General features: G+C 66.1%; 14 protein-coding genes. 2 read left to right on the top strand and 12 right to left on the bottom strand.

Annotation, left to right across the window (positions count from 1 at the left end):
• Positions 1 to 2: 2 nt before the first annotated feature.
• The 9 genes from araD to HGI30_RS14865 form a co-directional block, all read right to left on the bottom strand.
• A complete protein-coding gene (gene araD / locus HGI30_RS14825; protein ID WP_168908263.1) occupies positions 3 to 698 on the bottom strand; it encodes an L-ribulose-5-phosphate 4-epimerase in 696 nt (231 codons plus the stop codon).
• A gap of 462 nt (positions 699 to 1,160) precedes the next feature.
• Positions 1,161 to 1,985, bottom strand: coding sequence for an ABC transporter ATP-binding protein (locus tag HGI30_RS14830; RefSeq protein ID WP_168908264.1), 825 nt, complete (start codon positions 1,983 to 1,985; stop codon positions 1,161 to 1,163).
• 90 nt (positions 1,986 to 2,075) lie between these two features.
• The gene (locus HGI30_RS14835) at positions 2,076 to 3,122 is read right to left on the bottom strand and encodes a FecCD family ABC transporter permease (RefSeq protein WP_168908265.1); all 1,047 of its coding nucleotides are present in this window, start codon (positions 3,120 to 3,122) and stop codon (positions 2,076 to 2,078) included.
• Between the two features lie 67 nt (positions 3,123 to 3,189).
• Positions 3,190 to 4,176 carry a FecCD family ABC transporter permease gene (locus HGI30_RS14840; RefSeq protein WP_168908266.1) on the bottom strand — a complete coding sequence of 329 codons (987 nt, stop codon included), beginning with the start codon at positions 4,174 to 4,176 and terminating at the stop codon, positions 3,190 to 3,192.
• 71 nt (positions 4,177 to 4,247) lie between these two features.
• Positions 4,248 to 5,273, bottom strand: coding sequence for an iron-siderophore ABC transporter substrate-binding protein (locus HGI30_RS14845; protein WP_235680140.1), 1,026 nt, complete (start codon positions 5,271 to 5,273; stop codon positions 4,248 to 4,250).
• A gap of 305 nt (positions 5,274 to 5,578) precedes the next feature.
• Entirely contained in the window at positions 5,579 to 6,679 is a 1,101-nt protein-coding gene (locus tag HGI30_RS14850; RefSeq protein WP_168908267.1) for a GntR family transcriptional regulator, read from the bottom strand.
• A gap of 72 nt (positions 6,680 to 6,751) precedes the next feature.
• Complete coding sequence (mscL, locus tag HGI30_RS14855; RefSeq protein ID WP_168908268.1) at positions 6,752 to 7,153, bottom strand: large conductance mechanosensitive channel protein MscL; 402 nt, start codon at positions 7,151 to 7,153, stop codon at positions 6,752 to 6,754.
• A gap of 192 nt (positions 7,154 to 7,345) precedes the next feature.
• Complete coding sequence (locus HGI30_RS14860; protein WP_168908269.1) at positions 7,346 to 8,344, bottom strand: aldose 1-epimerase; 999 nt, start codon at positions 8,342 to 8,344, stop codon at positions 7,346 to 7,348.
• Between the two features lie 109 nt (positions 8,345 to 8,453).
• On the bottom strand, positions 8,454 to 11,336 hold the full coding sequence (locus HGI30_RS14865; RefSeq protein WP_206110104.1) for a glycoside hydrolase family 2 protein: 2,883 nt from the start codon (positions 11,334 to 11,336) through the stop codon (positions 8,454 to 8,456).
• A gap of 150 nt (positions 11,337 to 11,486) precedes the next feature.
• On the opposite strand from HGI30_RS14865, the gene HGI30_RS14870 reads away from it, so the two are divergent.
• Complete coding sequence (locus HGI30_RS14870) at positions 11,487 to 12,428, top strand: ArsR/SmtB family transcription factor (protein WP_168908270.1); 942 nt, start codon at positions 11,487 to 11,489, stop codon at positions 12,426 to 12,428.
• Between the two features lie 437 nt (positions 12,429 to 12,865).
• Here HGI30_RS14870 and HGI30_RS14875 read toward each other — a convergent pair whose 3' ends face one another.
• Both HGI30_RS14875 and HGI30_RS14880 read right to left on the bottom strand, forming a co-directional pair.
• Positions 12,866 to 14,149 carry a multidrug effflux MFS transporter gene (locus HGI30_RS14875; protein ID WP_235680141.1) on the bottom strand — a complete coding sequence of 428 codons (1,284 nt, stop codon included), beginning with the start codon at positions 14,147 to 14,149 and terminating at the stop codon, positions 12,866 to 12,868.
• 31 nt (positions 14,150 to 14,180) lie between these two features.
• Positions 14,181 to 15,230 (bottom strand): NAD(P)-dependent alcohol dehydrogenase, encoded by a 1,050-nt coding sequence (locus HGI30_RS14880; protein WP_168908271.1) that lies wholly within the window; start codon positions 15,228 to 15,230, stop codon positions 14,181 to 14,183.
• A 157-nt stretch (positions 15,231 to 15,387) separates the two neighbouring features.
• On the opposite strand from HGI30_RS14880, the gene HGI30_RS14885 reads away from it, so the two are divergent.
• Positions 15,388 to 15,936: a TetR/AcrR family transcriptional regulator gene (locus HGI30_RS14885; protein WP_168909909.1), complete on the top strand. Its 549-nt coding sequence runs from the start codon at positions 15,388 to 15,390 to the stop codon at positions 15,934 to 15,936.
• Between the two features lie 197 nt (positions 15,937 to 16,133).
• Here HGI30_RS14885 and HGI30_RS14890 read toward each other — a convergent pair whose 3' ends face one another.
• Positions 16,134 to 20,306: a discoidin domain-containing protein gene (locus HGI30_RS14890; protein WP_206110105.1), complete on the bottom strand. Its 4,173-nt coding sequence runs from the start codon at positions 20,304 to 20,306 to the stop codon at positions 16,134 to 16,136.
• Between the last annotated feature and the right edge of the window lie 92 nt (positions 20,307 to 20,398).

The following is a 20,398-nucleotide window of genomic DNA, read 5'->3' on the forward strand; positions in this document are numbered from 1 at the left end:
TCCTAAGTCGCGGTCTGTCCGTAATAAGCGCCTGCGCCGTGCTTGCGCAGGTAATGACGGTCGAGCAGGCCTGCGGCCATCGGCTGCGCCTCGGGCCGGAGCTGGAACGTATGGTACGCCATCTTGGCGACCTCCTCCAGCACGACCGCGTGATGCACCGCCGTGGCCGGCGCCGTTCCCCAGACGAACGGCGCATGCGCATGGACGAGCACGCCGGGGATGTCGTCCGGCTCGCGGCCGGCGAACGTCTCCACGATCACGCGGCCCGTCTCCTCCTCATATGCGCCTGCGATCTCCGCATCCCGCATCGGGCGCGTGCACGGAATCTCCCCGTAAAAATAATCCGCATGCGTCGTACCGAGCGCCGGAATCGGACGTCCGGCCTGAGCCCAGGAGGTCGCCCACGGCGAATGCGTATGGACGATGCCCCCGATGCCGGGAAACGCCTCGTACAGCACCAGATGGGTCGCCGTATCCGAGGACGGCTTCCACTTGCCCTCCACGACGGCGCCTTTGCGGTCGACAACGACCATGTCCTCCGCCTTCATGGCGTTGTAGTCGATTCCGCTTGGCTTGATGACGACGAGTCCGGTTTCCCGGTCGATGCCGCTCGCGTTGCCCCATGTGAACGTCACCAGTCCGTGGCGCGGCAGGTCGAGGTTCGCCTCCAGCACCTCTTGCTTCAGCTGCTCCAGCATGCCGGCTTGCTCCTTTCGCTTGAACCTGCCCTTAGTATAAACTTGTATGTACATGTTGGAAAGAATTTTTTTCTTTCGGTAAAATTGGTATGTACAAGAAGAAACGGTCCGCTTGGGCCGGCTAGTCCATTACCAAAAAAGCGCCGTCCGGGTCGGACGACGCTTCTGCTGCTTCAAGGAGTCTCCGCTGCCGATCTCTCGGCCGTTTCATCCCGGATGCCCCCGGCCCGTCCGGCGCTTGCCGCTGCGGAATCGCCCTCGGCTACGGCAATCTGGACGAGACGCGGATCGCCGAGGGCGTCCGCAGACTCCGGGCCTTCGCGGACGCCGGCGATGAGGGACCGCGCCGCCGGCCTCCCGGTCCGCGGAGGTGAAGACAGGAAGTCCGCGGAGGTGAAGACAGAAAAAAGCTGCCGCTTCTGCAAGCGGCAGCCTTTGCTCCTCCTCCCGAATCGTCCCTTCCTACCTTCCCAGCGGAACGACGAGCGGCGTATGCGACACGGGATCGTCGATGATCCTGCACCTCAGGCCGAAGACGTCTTCGACCAGACTTTCCGTAATGATCTGGCGGGGGTCGCCTTGCGCGACGACCGCGCCATCCTTCATCGCGATGAGATGGGACGCATACCGCGCCGCATGGTTCAGGTCATGCAGGACGGCGACGATCGTGCGGCCCTGCTCGTTGAGGTCCTTGAACAGCTCCAGCAGATCGATCTGGTGAGCGATATCCAGATACGTCGTCGGCTCGTCCAGCAGCAGCAGCGGGGTCTGCTGCGCGATGGCCATCGCGACCCAGACGCGCTGCCGCTGCCCGCCCGACAGCTCGTCGACGAGACGATGGGCGAGCCCGCTCGTATCGGTCAGCCGCATCGCGTCACCGACCGCTTCTTCATCCTCATCCGTCCATTGCCGGATGAAGCTTTGATACGGATAGCGTCCATGCGCGACGAGATTCGCCACGGTGATGCCGTCCGGCGCGATCGACGATTGCGGCAGCAAGCCGAGCTTGCGCGCCGCCTCCTTGGACTTGTACGCCGCGATATCTTTTCCGTCCAGCAGGATCTGTCCCGCCGCCGGCTTGATGAGCTTGGACAAAGCCCGAAGCAGCGTCGACTTGCCGCAGGCGTTCGGCCCGACGATGACCGTATAGGAGCCGTCCGGAATCCGCACGGAGAGATGGCGGGATATGACGCGGTCTTCATAAGTGATGGTGACGTCTTCCGTCCAAAGCCTCGACTTTGTCTCGGAGCGGGTCTGCCGTCCTTGGTCTTCCACGAATCTTGTCATCTGATGGCTCCCTTGCTTACCGTCTGCATGCGCTGCCGCATGAGACTCGGATGGATGGGATCGGTCCGCGCGAACCTAGCGGATGCCGGGCTACAAGGCCGACCGCGCTTGCCGGAACAGGACCCCGACGAGGTACAGGCCGCCGATCGTCAACGTCACGACTCCGACGGGAAGCAGGATGCCCGGGGCGATCCGCTGGGCGGCAAGGTCCGCGCTCAGCAGGATGAAGGCCCCCATCGCCGCCGCAGGCGCGAACCCGTGCCCGGACCTCGTCAGCCGCAGCGCGATCTGAGGCGCCGCCAGGGCAATGAAGCTGACCGGCCCCATGACGGCCGTCGGAGCGGCGGTCAGCAGGACGGCGATCAGAATCAGGAGCAGGCGGGACCGCTCCACAGGAACTCCATGGGCTTTGGCCGCGTCGTCCCCGAGCTCCATGGCCCGCAGCGGCCGGATCATCGTCGTCGCCGCCAGCAGCAGCGCGCCGACGATGAGCATCGCCGGCACCGCCTGAGCCCAGGTGATGCCGTTCAAGGAGCCGGCACCCCAGGCCGCGGCCGTGAAGGCGACCTCCGTCTTGCTGCGCAGCAGGAGGATCGAGTTCAGGCTGGTCAAGATCGTCGAGATCGCGACGCCGACGATGATGAACCGGAAGCCTTGCGTGCCTTTTTTTAAAGCCAGGGCATAAATGAGCGCGGCCGTCGCCAGGCCGCCGATCAGCGCGCCGCCCGCGATGCCCGAGAACGACTTGGAGCCGACGAGCAGCATGGCGACGAGCGCTCCCGTGTAGGAGCCGGACGTCAATCCGATGATGTCCGGAGAACCGAGCGGATTGCGCGTCAGCGACTGGAAAATGGCTCCGCTCACGGCCAGTCCGGCGCCGAACACCGCTGCCGCCAGCACGCGCGGCAGCCTCCACTCGACGACGATCGTTCGGGCCAGCTTGGTGCCTTCCCCGCTCAGGGCGGCCAGAACCTCCGTCATGCTGAGGCGCAGGGAGCCCATCATCAGCCCGGCGACGGCAAGAATCAAGGTCGCGGCGACAACCAGGCCCGTCACGGCAAGGCTTCTCGCGTCGACTCGGAGCTGGATCCCTTTTTTGATGCGTATGTAGCGCCTGCCGAACGGAACGGGGGTCATCGCGGGCACTCCTCCAAACGTTGAAAATAGCCTTCGCTGACCGGCGTGGCTGTCGTCATGGCTGCCATCATGACCGCGCGCCAGCCGAGCGGCGACGGACAAGCAGGATCAGGATCGGCCCGCCGATGAAGCCCATGATGATGCCGACAGGAACCTCGGCCGGCGACAGGACGGTTCGCCCGATCATGTCGGCGACCAAGAGCAGCAGCGGAGCGACGACGAGCGAGTAGACGAAGATCCAAGGCTGGCTCGGACCGACGAACCAGCGGATACAGTGGGGAACCATCAGCCCGAGAAAGCCGATCGGACCCGCGATCGCGGTCGCGCCGCCCGCAAGCAGCGTGACCGCGACCAGGCCGATGCCGCGGACCAGCAGCACGTTCACGCCTAGCGAGGCCGCCCGATCCTCGCCGAAAGCGATCGCGTTGAGCGCAGGCGAGATCGCCAGCGCCAGCAGGGCGCCGACGAGCAGGATCGGCAGCACGGGCGCGACATCCGTCAGGCTCGTGCGGGCCAGCGTCCCCACGGTCCAGTTCAGCATGCGCTCGAACGCCTTGCTGTCCAGGATCGTCATGGCGGTCGTAAACCCGCTCAAGGCCGCGCCGATCGCGACGCCCGCAAGCGTCAGCTGAACGGGCGTCGGCGAGCTTCTGCCCCCGCCGCCTCCGATCACGTACACGATGACCGTCGCCGCGAACGCGCCGACAAGCGCGAAGCCGACGGATCCCGATACCGTGCCGATGGAAAAGAAGCCGACGCCTATAGCAACAGCAAAGGCTGCCCCTGCACTCACGCCAAGAATGCCGGGGTCAGCCAATGGATTTCTCGTCAACGCCTGGATAAGCGCTCCGGACAGTCCGAATGCAGGACCGACCGCGAGCGCGAGCAGCGTCCGAGGCAGCCGGGAATCCAGTATGACCCGGTGCTCGTAGGTGTCGCTGCTGGAAAGCAGCGCTTGCAGGACGGTATCGATGGACAGCCGCTTCGCTCCGACCATCAAGCTCAGGCACGCGGCAGCCGCAAGCAGGACGAGCGCGATGACGAGCCCCGCCATCCTTTTGGACCGCAAGGAACCGACAGGCCGAGCTTGATTTCGGTCAGGCTTGGACGGCTTGGCCAACGAGATCACCCTTTTACGATGGCTTTGACTTGGGCAGGCAGGTTCTCGATCGTCCACAGCAGCGACGGAACGGTGCCCGTGGAGAACGCGTTGGACGTGTCTTCATCGAGGATGAGGGATCTGCCGTCGACGACAGACGGGATTTTCTGGAACAGCTTGTTGTCCGTAATTTCCTTCGGATCGACCCAGATCGGCATGATGACCGTCGCGTCCGCATCCAGCAGGTCCAGCTTCTCGTCCGAGACTTTGACGTAGAAATTGCCTTCGGACATCTGCTCCACTTCTTCCTTGTTCTTGAATCCAAGCCGTTCCATGAAGTCGAGTCGGGCATCGCCCTTCACATAGGCGCCGAAGCCATCGGAGGAATACGCCCCGACGACGATGGACTTGCCGGCGAACTCCGGATGGTCCGCAGCCGCTTTGGCGAACGCGTCGTCGACTTGCTTGAGCAGCGCCGCGCCTTCTTCTTCCTTGCCGAGAGCTTCGGCGATCATGTTGACCTGCTCCTCCGTGGAGGTCAGATAGTTGTCGCCGTCTGCCGGCACGCCGACCGTCGTGGCGATTTCGGACAGGCGCTTGTAGCGCTCCTCGTCCCCGGAGCTCTTCACGTCCAGGATCAGGTCGGGATCGAGGGAAGCGATCTTCTCGTAATCGAGCTCCATCGTTCCGAGAATCGTAGGGGGTGTCGTGTAGGCGCCTTCCAGCCATGGGCCGACTCCGTCGCCGCCGAATGCGAGCCAGTCGCTTGCGCCGACCGGCTGGACGCCGAGGCTGAGCGCCGTCTCGGCATCGCCCCAGCCCAGCGCGACGATGCGTTTCGGTTCTTCCGTGAGGTTCACTTGACCGAATTTGGTATCGATGCTGGCGTTGAACGCTGCTTCCGCAGCAGGCGACGGACTGGTGTTGGCATTCGCTGCATTGGAGCTGTTCGCTCCGTTGTCGGCGTTGGACGAGCATCCCATCAGTCCGACTGCGATCGCAGCCGCGATGGACAGGCTACCTAGGCTTTTCTTCATTCCGGCTTTCTTCACGATGATGATCCCCTTTTCCGCTTCCTGCAATTGATAATCATTATCGTTAAGAATATTCAACTTCATTTCTTTTGTCAAGCAAGATGGAGCTGAAATCACGGCAAGCAAGCAGGAAATTTATGCCACCGCGCATTCCACCTATTCGAAGCATGGATGCAGCTGCGAATCTTTCGGCTATTCGGTTTGTTTTGTGTCATTTTATTCCATATTATTCGATATAAATGTCAGGGCTAGTGCCTGCACTAGATGCGTCCTTCCATGAAAAAGCAGCGGCACCCGGGTCCGCCCGGATGCCGCTGCCGGCGTTACTTGCCGTTCCACGGAGCGGTCGAGCCGCGCTCGATCAGCTCGGGCGCATAGACGAGCTGCTCCTGCGGCGGCGGCGGACCGCCGTCGGCCAGGTCGAGCAGCAGCCGCGCCGCTCTCGCTCCGAGCTCAGCCTTGGGATGCGACAGCGTCGTCAGCTTGACCGGGCCGGCGAGCGCGAGCTGCGAGTCGTCGAAGCCGACGACCGAGAGCTCGTCCGGAACGGACAGGCCGAGGCCGAGCGCGAGGTCGACGAGCTGCACGGCGAGCTCGTCGTTGTAGCAGACGAGCGCCGTCGGACGCTCGCCCTCCGGCAGCTCCAGCAGCCGCCGCGCGGCGGCGGCGGGCTTGGTCGCCTTGTCCTCCGACGCGTAGAGGACGAGCCGGTCCGGCTCCGGCGTCAAGCCGTGCTCGCGGCAAGCGCGCAGCATGCCCTGCAGGCGCCTCGTGCCCTGCATGTCGTCGGTCTTGAACAATCCCGCGAGACGCGTGTGGCCGAGCCGCAGCAGGTGGGCGGCGGCGGCATGGCCGCCTGCCTCGTCGTCTACCTTGACGCAGGGGCAGTCCAGATCCGGATAGCGCTCGTTGATCATGACGAGCGGGATGCCGTCCAGCTGGAGCCGCACGTACAGGTCCAGGTTCGTGTTGCCCTGGGCGCTGCGGGTCGGCTCGACGATCAGCCCCTTGACCGGGTGGGCGAGCATGCGCTCGAGCCCCTCGCGCTCCGCCTCCTTGCTGTTGTCCGTGCTCGACAGCAGCAGCCCGCAGCCGCGGCTTCTCAGCTCGGCCTCCGCCCCGCGCACGAGATGAGGGAAGATATAGTCCGAGATGTACGTCGTAATCATGCCGACGGCCGTGCCGCCGACGGCTCCGGCGCGCGCCGACGAAGCCGCGAACGTGCCTTTGCCGTGCACGCGGTAGAGCAGCCCGTCGCGGACCAGCTCGCCGATCGTCTGGCGCACCGTCTGGCGGCTCAGCCCGAACTCGGACGCCAGCTCGTTCTCGGACGGCAGCTGCTCGTCCGCCCGGTATTTGCCCGCCTGCAGCCAGCCTTCGATCTGCTGCTTCAGCAAGCGGTATTTCGGTTGTCTGTCCTCCATGCCTGCACCCCGTCCATCAAGCTACCGATCAGTATACCATAGGACGGGCTTGTACGGACATGTCGACGAGCGCTAAGGACGGTTGCGGTTCGACTGTTCCCGGAGCAGGTCGCGGATTTCGATGAGCAGCTTCTCCTCGCCGGTCAGCACGATTTCCTTCTCCGCCTGGCCTTCCTCGACCTTTTCCTTGCGCTTGAGCTTGCCGAGCAGGCGGATGAACAGGAAGATCGAGAACGAGACGATGAAGAAGTCGATGATCGACTGCAGGAACAGGCCGTACTTCAGCGTCGTATCGCCGAACGTCGCCGCCAGCCCGGAGACGTCGACGCCGCCGAGCACGATGCCGAGCAGCGGCGTCACGATGTCGGCGACGAGCGAGCTGACCATCTTGCCGAAGGCGGCTCCGATGATGACCGCGATCGCCAGCTCCATGATGTTGCCTTTCATGGCGAATGCCTTGAAGTCTTTCCACATGGCTTGTCCACTCCTTTTTCGATGTGCCTGGGTAGATCGGAACGATCCCTTTCAGTATACCTTTTCCAGGCCGATCGGAAAGGAGCTTTTGCCGTCATGCCGGAATCGTGCGACGGGGCCCGCTTCCCGCGAAAAGCCGCCCTATCGCATAGGGCGGCTTTTCGGCATCGCATTCTTTTGAACGTACAGCGGTCAGCGGGCCGCCTTCACATACAGCCGCGCGCGCTCCTCCCAAATCTCGCCGGGCTCCAGGCGGAACAGCCCGATCTCCTCCGCCGGCAGCGGCGACTTGGGCGCGTTGACGAGGCTGACCTGCGGCTCGGGACAGAAGAAGCCCTCCGTCGCGAAGTTGTTCCAGATCATCCACTGCTTGTAGGACGTGCCGACGTCGTAGACGAGCGTAAGGCCCGCTTTGGCGTCCGTCAGCTCCATCCGGTTGCGGCCTTGCTGCGGCACGGCCGTGTAATGGTTGTCCATCGCCGCGTGGAACGGATCGACGCCCTCTCCCTTGAGCTGCTCCTCCTCGGGGCTGAGCGGCTGATGGCGCGAGGTCGGCAGCATGCGCTCGTCCAGCTCCCAGCGCTCGCCGATCGTCAGCTTGACCTTGCAGTCGGACGCCGCGCTGCCGGGATGGAACGGCGCCCGCACCGCCGTGTGGAAGGCGAGCAGGCAAGGCAGGGCGACGTCGCCTTCGTTGATGACCTGCACCTGCTGGGACAGGCCCAGCTCGCCCAGCTCGTAGCGGAGCCGGATCGTGTAGCGGAACGGGAAGCTCGCATAGCTCGGATGGCTCTCGTCGACCCGGATGGCCGTGACGGCATAGCTGCTGCTCGCGGTCGTGCCGTAGTCCTCGATCTCCCACGGCACCTTATAGACGAATCCGTGCAGATGGTTGCCCGTCTCCGGCTCGTTGACCGGCAGCTGCAGCGTGCGGCCTTCCCAAGGGAAAGCGCCGTCCTCGTAGCGGTTCGGCGGGAACAGCACCGGGATGCCGTGGATCATCGGACGCGCCTTGAACGCCTCCATCTCCTCTGCGGCCGGCTCGTTCAGGAACCGGCTGCCCGATTCCGTGTCGCGGAAGGCGATCAGATTGCCCCCGATCTCCGGCAGCAGCGCGGCCTCGTACTTGCCCGACCGCAGCCAGACCGCCTTTTCCCCCTGGTACGTCCCCTCGTATGCTTGGTGCTTCATGTCGCAGGTCCCCCTCCTGTCATCGCGTTCATCCTACTCCACCTTACCTTACCGCATGGCGAAAAGTCCGTCCATAGGACGGACTCCCTTCCTCCGCTCGCGGCCCGATTCAGCGGCAGATCGCCTCGATCGCCACCGGATAGCGGCCGGCATCCCGGCCGTACAGCGACAGGCCGCCTTCGCCGGCGCGCAGCTCCAGCCGCAGGCCGCGCTTGCGGTCGAGCTTCGCCACGAGCCGCGCCGGCACCTGCGCCCGGCACAGCCAGCCGTAGGAGCCGGCCTCGCTCAGCCGGCGGTCCGACTCCTGGTAGTGCCAGGAGAGGATGCCGCGCGCGTCGGCCGGATCGTCCGGCAGGACGAAGGCCGCGATCCGCTCGCCGTCCACGAGAACGTCGACCTGCGACGCATGCTTGTCCTCGCCCGTCATGAAGTGCGTGTTGGCGTTGTTCTCGGCGTCCGCCCGGTCGCCGTGCATGAAGTCGACGTTCGCCGCCTGGCTCTGCCCCTCCACATGATGCGCGAGCAGGCGCTTGGAGCCGGCTTCGAAGCGGATCTCCACCTCCGACAGCAGCGGCAGCCGCTCGGCGTCCGGCAGAACGATGTCGTAGGCGAAGCTGCCCGCGCGGCCGCCGTTCAGCTTCTGTCCGCCGATCGCGGTCCATGCCGGCTCGAACGAGCGCTCTGCGGTATCGGCGACGGGCACGGATGCGGCGAGCGGCCGGCTGCCGGAGGACCCTCTGACGTCGAACGTCGTGAAGTTGCGGCTGACGACCTCGCCCTTTTCGTCGACGAGGCGCAGGCCGAGGACCGCCACGGCGTCCTCGTGCGGCATCGTCACGCGCAGCGGCTGCAGCTCGGCGACGCCGTAGCCGTCCCATCCGAGCTCGACCTCCCCGCTTTCGCGGATCGTCCGCGCTCCGTCCCGGTCATGGGCGAGCTCCCACTGCAGCGTCAGCGTCCGTCCGTGATGGGCATCGCTGTAGCTGGAGCGGAGCAGCTTCACCTCAGCCTCGGAGCCTGCCTCCACCGTCCGGCAGGGAGGCTCGTCGACGACGATGAAGTCGGCCGCGTGCAGGTCGCGCAGGCTCATGCCCGGCAGGACGCCGTCATAGCCGAAGTCCTTGGCCGACCCGTCCAGGCGGTAGTAGCCGTTGAATTCGTTCGTCACGTCGCGGAACTCGGTGAACACGAAGCCGCACAGCTTGTCGTGGCGGCGGAACTCGTTGAGCATATAGCGGTAATGCCAGGCCAGGTCGCTGTCGCCCGCTCCGCCCTCGATGCCCCAGACGTTGCCGCACTCGCTGTTCATGAGCGGGGCATCCGCCTGCTTGTTGCCGCCGATGTAATTGAGCTCGGAGCCGGGATGCGTGCCCGCGACGACATGCTCGACATGCTCGCGCAGCTTGCCGTACCCGTTCACATAGAAATGCCATGTATTGAGGTCGGTCTCGACATGGTCCCCGTTGCACGGCGAGTTGTCCTCGACGAGACGGGTCGGGTCCATCTCCTTGGCCCAGCGGTAGCAGCGGCGCACCCATGCCTGGGTTTCCGGGAGGTACAGCTGCCGCTGGCCCGCGTCTCCCGTCGTCGACACCGCGCCTGCGTCCGTCTTCAGTCCCCAGGTCTCGTTGAACATGACCCACGAGAAGATCGACGGATGGTTCCAGTCGCGCTCGATCGTCTCCCGCGCCTCGCTCTCGTACGCGGCGCGCGCCCGCTCGTCCGGATTGCCCCAGAAGCAAGGCATGTCTTCCATGACGAGGATGCCGAGCTTGTCGGCCCAGTACAGCTTGCGCGGCTCCTCCGGCTTGATGTGGATGCGCACGAAGTTGAGGCCGAGCCTCTTCATCAGATAGATTTCCTCGCGCATCTCTTCATCCGTCGGATACGTGAAGTAGCCCGTCTTGTGGTAGGACTGGTCGAGCGTGCCGTTCAGATAGACCGGCTTGCCGTTCAGCGTGATCCACTTGTAGCTCCGTTCTCCGAACGCCTCGGCCCCGATCTCGCGGATGCCGAAGTACGTGGAGATGCGATCCTCGCCCGCCAGGCTCGTCAGCGTCAGCTCTCCTTCATACAGATGCGGAGCGTCCGGGCTCCAGAGCCGCGGCTCGCGGACGGTGAAGCGGACCCGCGCTTCGTTCGCGCCGGGTGCCAGCTGCAGCTTCTCGCTCGCCGCCGCGTCCGGTCCGAAATCCAGCTGCAGCAGCGCCTCTCCCGCCTGGTCGGCCTCGATGCGCAGCACCGCCTCGACCGTGCCGTCGATCGCCGTCTCGAACTTGGCGCTCCGCACGAACGTCTGCGCCCGGCCTTCCAGCCAGACGGGCTGCCAGATGCCGCGGATCTCGCCGTAGCCCTGCTTGCCGCGCGCCTGCCACGCTCCGTCGAGGTCCTCGGCGCGGACGACGATCTCGTTGTCCGCCTCCGTCCGCCAAGACCCCGTCACGTCCAGCTCGAACGAGCCGTAGCCTCCCCGGTGGGAGCCGGCATGGACGCCGTTCACCCAGACGTCGCACTCGTAATCGACCGCGCCGAAGCGCAGGAAGACGAGCGAGCCGGGTGCGGCCGGCGTCCAGCGTACGGTCCGCCGGTACCAGCCGATGCCTTTTTCGTCGCGGCCCCAGCCCGACAGCGGACTCGCCCACGAGAACGGCACGGTGATGCGGGCCTCGAATTCGGCTGCTTCCGGCAGCCGGCGGGCGGGCGCGGACGCGGGTGCGGTGTCGGATGCAGGTGCGGATGCGGGTGCGGTATCGGACGCGGATGAAGAGTCGGATGCGGCGGCAGAGGAGGAAGTCGGCGGGCCTTGATCCGGTCCGGCCGACTTCGCGTCCGGCTGCGCTTCGTTCGTTCCGGCCGCCTGGGCGGAGCGTTCCGAAGCAGCTGCCGCCTCGAATCGGAAGTCCCAGGGGCCGTTCAAATTCAGCCAATCCCCGCGCTCCCAATCGGGACGGGGATGCTCGGGGCGAGGCAGCTCAAGCTTCGTATCGGTCATCGATGGCACGTATGGACACACACCTTTCCAGCAGGAATTGCCCTCATCATAGCGCATACATAATGTTTGTGCAATGTATATTATAATTTTACAATATTGATGAGAACCGCTAGACTAGAAGCATCCATCGATTCCAAAGGACGGGCTGCCATGAATGAACCGAAGCAAGAGCTGATCCGCTATCCCGCCTCCCGCCTGCTCGACGTCGCCAAAGCGCTGTCGAGCGACATCCGGCTGCGCATCCTGGAGGCGCTCGGCGAGCGGCCGATGAGCGTCAGTCAGCTCGCCGAGGCGCTCGGCGCGGCTCAGCCGACCATCTCGATCAACGTGCAGGCGCTCGAGCAGGCGGAGCTCGTCTCCTGCCGCCAAGGCAGCGGCCGCGAGAAAATCTGCACGGCCAGCTGCCGCTCCGTGCTGCTGGAGCTGCCGCTGCGCTCCGGCGACGCGCTCCGGCGCGTCGAGGAGATCCGCATGCCGATCGGCCTCTATTCCCGCTGCGACATCCAAGCTCCATGCGGCATGGCCTCCCGCGAAGGCGTCGGCATCGGCTCGCCGGACGACCCCCGCGTCTTCTACATGCCGGAGCGGACTGAGGCGGCCGTGCTCTGGTTTTCCGGCTGCGGCAGCCTGGAGTACGAATTCGCCAACCCGATGCCGCCGGGCGCGGAGCTGGACGAACTCGCGCTCACGGCCGAGCTCTGCTCCGAAGCGCCCGGCTTTCGCGACGACTGGCCGTCGGACATCACGCTGTCGATCGGCGGCCGTACGGTCGGCACGTGGACGAGCCCCGGCGACTTCGGCGATCGCAAGGGGCGCTTCACCCCGGAGCGCTGGCGCGGCAATACCGAGTACGGCCGCTTGACCGAATGGAAAGTAACCCGTGACGGCTCGTTCCTGAACGGCGAGCGCTGCTCGGAGCTGTCGCTTGGCGATCTGCCGCTCGCGTTCAACGAGCCGGTCCGCATCCAGCTGGCGGTCGCCGCCGGCGCGACGAACGCGCGCGGCCTCAACCTGTTCGGGGCGGGCTTCGGCGACTACGCGCAGGATCTCGTGCTGAGCTTCGCGCGCCGGACCCGTCCGGACGAAGGGTGACGAGGCTGCATGCGCAAGCTCTCCTGAAGGGCAGCGGCGCCTTGAAGAGCCGCGCGCGCTCGTGCGGCTGACGAAGCTGCTCCGGGCAAGCGGCAGAACGAATCAAAAAAAAATCGGACGAGCCGCTAGCTAGCGGTTCGTCCGATTTTTTTAAGCTGCGTTGCGTCTGCGCGGAGGCGCAGCGCGCGGCGCAGCGCGAGGCGGCGGCCATGGACGGGTCAGCCGATGGCTGCGGAACGCCCCTGCGTAGGAGCGCATTCTCGCTGCGTTGGCGCTCCTCCATGCCATATTCACCGCATACGGGCGCGTTTCCCCGGCAGCGGCGCTCACCATTGCCACTTTCGATCGGCTCGTGATCGGAACGAGAGCCGCAACAGCCGATCTTCTGCACCTGCTGCCGCTCAGACAGCAGCTGCCGCTCAGACAGCAGCCGCCGCTCAGCCTGCGGCGGCGGCACGCGGCCGCGCCGCCAGGCCGGCATAGGCCAAGGCGGCCAGCAGGCTCGACGCGAGCAGCAGGATGCCGAAAGGCAGGGCAGAGCTTTCGCCGGCGATGCCGACGATCGGCGAGGCAAGCGAGCCGAACAGATACGGCAGGATGCCCAGCAGCGCCGCCGCCTGCCCCGCACGATGCCCCTGCTTTTCCATCGCGAGGGCGAACGTCGCCGGCCCGATCATGCCGATCGACATGGCGAAGGCGAACAGCGCCGCTACGAGCGCGTACAGCGGACCGCCGGCCAAGACGACGAGCAGCACGGCCGCGCTGGAGACGCAGGCGGTCCACAGGCCGAGCCGCACGATCGACGCTTCGTCGCGCTGCCCGGCCAGGCGCCGCACGAGCAAGGAGCCGAGCATGATGGCGCCGCCGTTGAGCGCGAACAGGACGGAGTACAGCAGCGGCGAGACGCCGTACATCGTCTGATAGACGAATGGCGTGGCCGCCACGTAGGCGAAGACGCCGGCGAACAGGATACCCGTCACGAGCGCGTAGCCGATGAAGGAGCGGTCGGCGATCAGCCGCCTGTACTGCCCGAGCACCCCGGCTATGCCGCTGGCCGCGCGCCGCTCCGGCGGCAGCGTCTCCTTGATTCCGAGCAGGGTGACCGCGGTCAGTCCGAGCCCGAGCAGCGCCAGGCAGAGGAAGACGGACGTCCAAGGCGCATAGGAGGTCACGACGCTCCCCGCGACGGGCGAGATCAGCGGCGCGACATTGCCGATCATCGTCAGCAGGGCGATGAACTTCGTCAGCTCGACGCCGCTGTACGAGTCGCGCACGATGGCGCGCGAGATGACGATTCCGGCCGAGGCGACGAAGCCTTGCAGGAAGCGCAGGGCGATGAACGACTCCACGTCCGGCGCGCTGGCGCAGGCGACCGAAGCGGCGGCGTACAGCAGCATCGCGGCTGCCAGCGGCCTTCGCCTGCCCAGGCTGTCGCTCAGCGGGCCGAGGAACACCTGGCCGAGCGCCAGTCCGAGCAGGCAGCTCGTCAAGCTGAGCTGGACGGTGGTCGGATCGGACTGGAACGTGCGGGTCAGCTGCGGCAGCGACGAGAGGTACATGTCGACGGTGAACGGGCCGAGCGCGGAGAACAGGCCGAGCAGCAAGGCGAAGCGGACACGGCCGCGCTTCGGATTCGAGCTGATGCGCCTCGCCTCTCGGCCGTGATTGCGGGCTGAGCCCATGTCCGTCCCCTCCCGGCTGCGCTTGCGGTTCAAGCGCATGTCCATCCCCTCCCGAGCGGACGCGGCACGGCTACTCCCGCCCCATCGTGCTGATGTCGATGACGAACCGGTAGCGGACGTCGGAGGCGAGCACCCGCTCCCAGGCCTCGTCGATCCGGTCGGCGGCGATGAGCTCGATCTCGGGCGCGATGCGATGCTCGGCGCAGAAATCGAGCATCTCCTGCGTCTCGGCGATGCCGCCGATCGTCGATCCGGCAAAGGAGCGGCGATGCAGCAGGAGCGGGAACGCATGGATCGTCATCGGCTCGGCCGGCGCGCCGACGTTGACCAGCGTGCCGTCGAGGGCAAGCAGGGAAAGGTAGGCATCGATGTCGATCGCCGCGCTCACCGTGTTCAGGATCAGGTCGAACGAGCCCGCCAGCGCCTCGAACGTACGAGGATCGCTCGTGGCGTAATAATGAGCCGCGCCAAGGCGCAGGCCGTCCTCCCGCTTGCTCAGCGTCTGCGACAGGACGGTGACCTCGGCGCCCATCGCATGGGCGAGCTTGACCGCCATATGCCCGAGTCCGCCCAGTCCGACGACCGCGACTTTGCGGCCGGGCCCGGCTTGCCAGTGACGGAGCGGGGAGTACGTGGTGATGCCGGCGCATAGCAGCGGAGCGGCCGCGTCCAGCTCGATGCCGTCCGGAATCCGCACGACGAAGTCCTCGTTCACGACGATTCGCTCCGAGTAGCCGCCTTGGGTCAGCTGCCCGTATCGGTCGACCGCGCCGTAAGTGCCCGTATTGCCTTTCTGGCAGTACTGCTCCTGCCCGTCCCGGCACGGCTTGCACTCCCGGCAGGAGTCGACCATGCAGCCGACTCCGACCCGATCGCCGACCGCATGGCGGGTGACGGCCGATCCGACGGCCGAGACGACGCCGGCGATCTCATGTCCCGGCACGAGCGGATACTCGACCGGTCCCCAGTCTCCCCGGGCGGTATGGATGTCCGAATGGCAGATGCCGGCGTACTTGATATCGATGAGCACGTCATGAGGCTCCAGCTCCCGGCGCTCGATTTCCGTGCGACGGAATGGACCTGCGGCGTCGAAGACGGCATGGGCTTGCGTTTGGATCATGGGCTTGGCCTCCTATGCAATAGCAATTGTTTATTCAACTTCTGTCTATTAGTATAGAGGCAGGCACGATCGGTTCAATGGTTGATTCCGCTGGATCTGTTCCGAATTCAACAAGCGGCATGCCATCTGTTCGATAAACGAAAGGTCGGTGAACAATGTGGCCAAGCCGGACCGCCGGATCGCCCGTACGCAGGAAGCCTTGAAAAAAGCCCTCGTCGGGCTGATGGCCGAAAAGAAATTCGACGAGGTGACGATCCAGGACATCGCCGACCGGGCGAACGTCAATCGCGGCACGCTCTACCTGCACTACAAGGACAAGTACGATCTGCTCGACAAGCTGATCGAGTCGCATTTCGACGAACTCGCCGCGCTGGACGAATGGGCCTGCGCCTTGAACTGGAACGAAGCGCTGGTGCCCTACTTCGAGTATTTCGAGGCCAACTTCCTCTTCTTCTCGGCGATGCTCGCCAGCAAGGAAGCCCCGGCCTCCTTCCGGAGCCGGCTCCTGGCCTCGTTCATGGACGGCTTCAAGGACGAGGTGGACCGCACGAGCGGCCGAAACGAGGGGATGAGCGAGGACGTCCTGCTGCAATACGCGGGCTCCGCTTATGTCAGCATGATCGAATGGTGGATCCGGAGCGGGATGCCTCATCCCCCCAAGGTGATGGCCGAGCAGGTCGGCCGGCTGCTGGAGCGCAGCCTGTAGCCGGAGCGTCAGCGCTTGCCGCGCTCTTTGCGGCGGCTTCCTCGCATTCCGCGCTGCCGAGCTTTTTGCTCCGTCCGGCTTCTTGCGCGGCCAAGCCTGCCCGCAGCGCGTTGCAGGCCGCCATCATGGTACGCCGAACAGCCGGATGAACCGCCTCCGCGGTCCTTCCGGCTGTTTTTCGTTTTGGAAAAGAGGCTTCAGGAGCCGTACACGTTCAGCTCCCGGATCGACCACCAGCTGCTCGCCGTACCGGTCTGCACAATCTTGACGTAGCGTGCCGTCTTGGACGCGAATGTCGCCGTCACGACCGGATCGCTGCCGGTCCCCGTCGCGGCCGGACTGCCCCAGCTCGCGCCGTCGGCCGACACATACACCTCGTAGCCGCGCGCATAGTCGCCGTCGCTGCCCGTCGAGTCCATGACGAGCTTGCCGAACGTCTTGGACGCCTTCATGTCGATCGTGATCGACTGGCCCGGCGCCATCGCCGCGCCCGTGCTCCAGCGCGTCGCCATGCTGCCGTCCAGCAGGTTCGCCGCAACGTCGCCGCTCGTCGGATCGCTGCTCGCCGTCCAGCCCGCGCGGCTCAGCGCCGCTCCCGGCGATGGCGTTGCGGACGGGGTCGGCGTCGGACTCGGCGTGCCGCCGCCCGCCGTGCCGTACACGTTCAGCTCGCGGATCGACCACCAGCTGCTGGCCGTGCCGGTCTGCACGATCTTGACGTAGCGCGCCGTCTTCGCCGCGAACGTCGCCGTCACGACCGGACCGCTGCCGGTCCCCGTCGCGACCGGACTGCCCCAGCTCGCGCCGTCGGCCGACACATACACCTCATAGCCGCGCGCATAGTCGCCGTCGCTGCCCGTCGAGTCCATGACGAGCTTGCCGAACGTCTTGGACGCCTTCATGTCGATCGTGATCGACTGGCCCGGCGCCATCGCGGCGCCCGTGCTCCAGCGCGTCGCCATGCTGCCGTCCAGCAGGTTCGAGGCCGGATCGCCGCTGGACGGCGAGCTGCTCGCCGTCCAGCCCGTGCGGTCGAGCGCCGCGCCCGGCGTCGGCGTGGCCGTCGGTGCCGGCGTCGCGCTCGGCGATGGCGTCGGCGACGCGCTCGGCGATGGCGTCGGAGTCGGGCTCGGCGTCGCCCCGCCCGTGCTGAGCGGGTCCGCCTTGACGAGCTTGCCGGCCGGCACGGTGACGCTGCCCGTCGGTCCGGAGGCGCTGCGGAACTGCACGGTGATCGGCTGCCCGGTCGGATTCCAGACCATCGCCGTATAGGCGGAGCCTTTTTTGTACACGCCGACGCCGCCCCAGTTGCTCGCCCACACGTCCGTCGTCCGGTTGCCGTAGCTGGCGGCGTTGTGGATGAACCAGTAGGAGTTGAAGATTTCGTTCTTCTGCAGGATCGACGGATTCCACTTGGCGATGGCCGCCTGCGGGTCGCTCAGCGACTGGTACGGCCAGACGATATGCTCCCAGCCCGATTCCGGGCCGCCGTTGTCGCGCAGGAACGCCGCGTACAGATCGGCCGCCTCCTGGCGGTCGCGGCCGTAGTAGCTCATCCACTCGCCGGTCGGCAGCCAGTGGATGCCGTAGATGTTGACCGGCGCGCCGGAGAAATACGTGCCGTACAGATACGAGCTGCCCCACACCTGCCCGGCGACGCCGTGGCGGTATTCGGGAATCCAATTGTCCCGGTCATAGTTGAACCAATATTGCTCGATCGCCTTCAGCTCGGTCGCGAAGCCCCAGGCCCCGGTGTCGCGGTAGCTGTCGTTGCCGGTGACGAGTCCCCACAGGAACAGGCCCGCCCAGCCGTTCAGCGCCTCGCCCGCAGCCTCCTGGTTGTTGCCGTTGTCGTTGTCCGCATAGGCGCCCGCCCACGAATGCCCCTCGTACGGGTCGAAGCTGCGCAGCCACGGATACATCGTGTCGGTGCGCGACGGATTGGCGTAGTCGCGGATGAGATGCTCCACCATGCCGGCGTAGTCCCGCTTGAAGGCGCTGTCGAACGACGCCAGCACGGCGGAGGCGTACACGTAGTAGCCGTAGGTGTAATGGTGGTCGGTCAGGCCTGTATTGATGCCCCAGCCCGCCGCCCACGGGAAGATCGAGCCCCATTCCGGCGCGTAGTGGAGATAATACGTATGCGGCGCGTCGGAGGCGGAGTACGTGTACCAGTCGGTCAGGATCGTGCGCAGCACGCCGAGGTAGCGGTCGCGCCGGGCCGTGTCGCCGATGCTGTCGCTGACCATCGCGCCGAGCGCGGCCGGATAGAGCACCTTGCCCTGCCAGTACGGGTCCTGGTTCATGAGCCCGCCCGTATTCGACAGCTCCGTGTCGAGCTGGCTCAGATACCCGGTCAGCTCGCTGCGGGAGTAAGCGGCGTCGTTCGGCTCCGCGAACTGCGGCAGCAGTCCCGTGAACGAATCCGACGTCGAGAAGCTGTTGCCCTCCCGCAGCTTGAGGGTGCCCCGAATCGATGGATACGTCAGCGCCGTCAGCGGAGTTTGCGACGACTTCCACTGATGGGGCAGCAGCGCCATCAGCGTGTCCGCGGAGAAGCCGGAGCGCTTCAGCTCGGTGACGCTCGCGAACGTCGCGGATACTTTCGCCTGGCTCATGTCGTAGCCGTACGTCACCTTCGTGTCGGTCACGAACGCATAGGCATGCCGGTAAAAATAGCCCAGGTCGCCGCTGCCCGGCAAGCCGGCGACGGACAGATAGGTCGCCCCTCCGCCGAGCTTGATCTTGATCTTGCCGCCGGTCCGGGTGAAGACGGTGCCCGGCGGCGCGAAGACGCCGTAGGAGCGGAGGACGGCCTTCGGCTGCACGGCGTTGTCGAGCGTCGCGATCTCCAGCCCGATATGGTCGGCCGTCACACTCGAGCCCTCGGCCGCCAGCAGCGGCTGGCCGGCATCGTCGAAGGCGCGGCTCAAGCCCGGCACGAACAGCTCCGGCGCGTTCGGGTCGCTGAACGTGCTGTAGACGTACGGCGAGCCTTTGACCAGCACGCTCCTCATCTTAGGCGCAGCGTCGTCGCTGAGCACGACGCGGACGGAGAAGTCGCCGTAGCCGTCCACCTTGGTGTCGATCGCGCCGGGATCGGACAAGTTGCCGGCGGTCAGGTACAGATCGGGATCGCCGTCGGCGTTGACCGCTCCCCCGTCCCCGTTGATCGTGCCCGCTCCCGGAGCGAGCAGCCCGAGCCCGTTCGCGGAGTATTTCGCCTTGAGCGGCAGCGTGACGATGCCGGTGCCGGCGCCCAGGCGCTGCACGAGCAGGTTCTGCCACCAGTCGTTGGACGGGATCGGGGCGTTCAGCCCGCCGGTGCGGTTTTTCGGATAAAGCGGCTCCAGCTGGGTGACGTCGCCGACCTCGTAGCTCCCGCTGCCGACCGGCACGGTCGAGGGCTGCGGCAGCGGCGCGATCGCGTAGGCCGGCTGCGGATCGCCCGAGCGGTACGGAAACACCTGGAACTCATGGAGCGAGTAGCCGTAGTTCGTCCCCCGTCCGATGCCGAGCATGCGGACGTAGCGGCCGCTCGCGTAGAGCGGGACCGTATCCTTGCCTCCCGCCCCGTAGCGCTGGCGGTAGACGGTCGTCCAGCTCCGGGCGTCTTCCGACACCTGGAGGTCGTACACCCGGCCGAAAGCCGTCTCCCAGTTCAGCACCACCTTGCCGATGCGCTGGCTCTGCCCGAGGTCGACGTAGATCCACTGCGGATCGGACGACGCCGACGCCCAGCGGGTCGACAGGCTGCCGTCGGTCGCGGCCGCGGCGGCGTAGCCGGAGGCGTCCGAGGAGGAGACGGCCGGACGGCCGAGCGCGGCGTTGGCCGGCGCAGGCTGCGGAGCCGGACCCGAGCCGCCCGTTCCATACAGCTCGAATTCGTACAGCGAGACGCCGTAGGCGGGCAGCGCCCTCTGCACGGCAACCAGCCGGACGTAGCGGCCGGTCCCGCTGAGGGCGACATCCGTCGTACCGCCGGTGCCGCTGGAGGTCGCATACACAGGCGTCCAGGCCGACTCGTCGCTCGACGTCTCGATGCGGAACGACTTGGCGTAAGCGCCTTCCCAGCGGATGACGGCCCGGCTCAGGGTCGCCTGCGCCCCGAGGTCGACGTAAAGCCACTGAGGGTCCTGGCCGAGCCGGCTTTCCCAGCGGGTCGACGGATCGCCGTCGAAGGCGAGCTGCGGTCCGTTCCCGCCGCGCACGGAGGAAGCATAGGCCAGACGGTTGCTTGTGAGCAGGTCAGCGCCCGCTGCGGCGAGCGCGGGGACAGGACGCGCGGCGGGAGCGAGCAGCGGCAGCAGCAGCGCGAGTGCGACCGTCCAGACGGCGAGCCGCCGGCCGTGCCGCAGGCTTGATCTCATCCGATTCACGTTGATCGATTCCTCCCTGATGGGTTGAATATGGAGAGGGCACTCCGAGATAAAAAGAGAAGGACGTCGCCGCCCCTCTCATC

The sequence above is a fragment of the Paenibacillus albicereus genome, from assembly GCF_012676905.1.
Classification (GTDB): Bacteria; Bacillota; Bacilli; order Paenibacillales; family Paenibacillaceae; genus Paenibacillus_O; species Paenibacillus_O albicereus.

Bases quoted from the DNA above. Each gene is read 5' to 3' on its own strand.
- araD (WP_168908263.1), bottom strand. From the start codon at position 698: ATGCTGGAGCAGCTGAAGCAAGAGGTGCTGGAGGCGAACCTCGACCTG.
- HGI30_RS14830 (WP_168908264.1), bottom strand. From the start codon at position 1,985: ATGACAAGATTCGTGGAAGACCAAGGACGGCAGACCCGCTCCGAGACA.
- HGI30_RS14835 (WP_168908265.1), bottom strand. From the start codon at position 3,122: ATGACCCCCGTTCCGTTCGGCAGGCGCTACATACGCATCAAAAAAGGG.
- HGI30_RS14840 (WP_168908266.1), bottom strand. From the start codon at position 4,176: ATGGCGGGGCTCGTCATCGCGCTCGTCCTGCTTGCGGCTGCCGCGTGC.
- HGI30_RS14850 (WP_168908267.1), bottom strand. From the start codon at position 6,679: ATGGAGGACAGACAACCGAAATACCGCTTGCTGAAGCAGCAGATCGAA.
- mscL (WP_168908268.1), bottom strand. From the start codon at position 7,153: ATGTGGAAAGACTTCAAGGCATTCGCCATGAAAGGCAACATCATGGAG.
- HGI30_RS14860 (WP_168908269.1), bottom strand. From the start codon at position 8,344: ATGAAGCACCAAGCATACGAGGGGACGTACCAGGGGGAAAAGGCGGTC.
- HGI30_RS14865 (WP_206110104.1), bottom strand. From the start codon at position 11,336: ATGACCGATACGAAGCTTGAGCTGCCTCGCCCCGAGCATCCCCGTCCC.
- HGI30_RS14870 (WP_168908270.1), top strand. From the start codon at position 11,487: ATGAATGAACCGAAGCAAGAGCTGATCCGCTATCCCGCCTCCCGCCTG.
- HGI30_RS14875 (WP_235680141.1), bottom strand. From the start codon at position 14,149: ATGCGCTTGAACCGCAAGCGCAGCCGGGAGGGGACGGACATGGGCTCA.
- HGI30_RS14880 (WP_168908271.1), bottom strand. From the start codon at position 15,230: ATGATCCAAACGCAAGCCCATGCCGTCTTCGACGCCGCAGGTCCATTC.
- HGI30_RS14890 (WP_206110105.1), bottom strand. From the start codon at position 20,306: ATGAGATCAAGCCTGCGGCACGGCCGGCGGCTCGCCGTCTGGACGGTC.